General features: G+C 35.1%; 1 protein-coding gene. It reads right to left on the bottom strand.

Annotation, left to right across the window (positions count from 1 at the left end):
- Window positions 1-194: 194 nt before the first annotated feature.
- Window positions 195-1,556 (bottom strand): hydroxymethylglutaryl-CoA synthase family protein, encoded by a 1,362-nt coding sequence (locus tag FPG59_RS15910; RefSeq protein ID WP_086455511.1) that lies wholly within the window; start codon window positions 1,554-1,556, stop codon window positions 195-197.
- Window positions 1,557-1,642: the final 86 nt, after the last annotated feature.

Raw genomic sequence — 1,642 nt, 5'->3', positions numbered from 1 at the left:
GTAAAAGCGGTACCACTGTGACATTTACTTTTACTCCAGAGGATTTTCAAAACGCACAAGATTGCGGTGGGAATTGTAATTAAAAATATAAAAAACGAGATTTAGGTTGTAAAAAAGACTGTCTTCAAAAATTGGAGACAGCCTTTTCTTTTGTAACAAATTTGTATTGAAAATTCAATATCTTAAAGATTTTATTACTCCACCCATTTGTAATAACGAGCTCCTAGTAAATTGGAGTTTTCGCTTTCAATACGATCTAAAATCCACTCGTTTTTTGGGCTACAAACACTTTGATGTTGTTCTTTTTTATGGAGTTTTTCATAGACTTCAAAGTCAATTTCAAAGCTTTTTTCGAGGGTTTCAAATAAGGCTACACGCTCCAGTGCTTCTTTCCATTCGGCTTGAATGGTTCCTTCAAATACTTTTGATTTCGAGCCACTTCCATAGGCTAGAAAACCAAATACACTTCCAGAAATTTCTTTTTTAGAATCATAAAAATGAGCTAATGTTGACAATAAGCCCATAAAAATAGAGCCTGTATAAAGATTTCCTATCAATGACGAAGCTAGTTCGGCAGGCTTTAATTTTTTAGACACAAATTCTATGTAGGCTTCACTTTTGCTAATTTCTTTCAGTTTGTTTTGGTAAACAGTAGTTTCTTCTGTTCTTGACAAAGTACTATTGGAGGCATCCAAAGCATAAATTTCACCTAGCATTCTGCGGCCTTGATATGCGTAAGGTAAGTGCATGACAATGCTGGTCCATGTGTCATAAACCGTTTGAGATGTTTTTTTTAATTTTTTGAACGAAAAATAAGCATCTCGGGTTCTATCCATGTAACATTGATTGGAATACTGACCGTCAAAAACAGGTTGGTCTTTGTGGATTTCTATTTCGCTTTCTAAATTATCAAACCAAGCTTCGTTTGTTTCATTTCCAGTTATGGCTGTTTTTGCTAATGTTCTGTAAGGTTTAAAAAAGTCAAAAACACCTTTGGTACTTGTTGCCCAAGCTTCTCCAAAAGCAATAATTCTGGGGTTTGAGGTTATTAATAAGGCAACAGCTCCCGCACCTTGGGTGTATTCGCCGGTAGAGTTCAAATCGTATTTGGCAAAATCAGTCGTTACAACAATGGCCTTTTTAGTTGGGTTGAGTCGAATAAAATCGATACAATTTTGCATCGCATCTACACCGCCAATACAGGCAAAAGTAAAATCAACCACATCGCATTCTGACAAAGTGTTTTCTCCAAATTTTTGTTCCATCAATGAAATTAAGAATGAACTAATAGGTTTTGAGTTGTCAATACTACTCTCGGTACCCACATAAATACGAGCTATTTCATTTAGGTTTATGTTGTGGTCAAGGATTAACTTGGTCAAGGCATTGGCTCCAAAAACTACTACATCTTGGTGTACATCCGGAAGAGTCATTTTTTCTAATCCAAGTCCTTTTTGCAGTTTTTCAGGGTCAATATTTCTGGCTTTTGCCAATGCGCCAATGGATAAATGTATTTTTGCGACATCAAAAGTGATGGCATCGATTCCGATTTTCATTTTAAATTATTTTGACTATAAAATTAGAAATAAGCGCGCTAATCTTTTTTTATTTTGTGTTTTTAAAACTGCCTTCGGTCTATTTT

It is taken from the genome of Flavobacterium sp. FPG59 (assembly GCF_002150205.1).
GTDB lineage: Bacteria > Bacteroidota > Bacteroidia > Flavobacteriales > Flavobacteriaceae > Flavobacterium.
The sequence above is the reverse complement of the archived record's forward strand: the minus strand, read 5'-3'. Positions and strand labels throughout refer to the sequence as shown.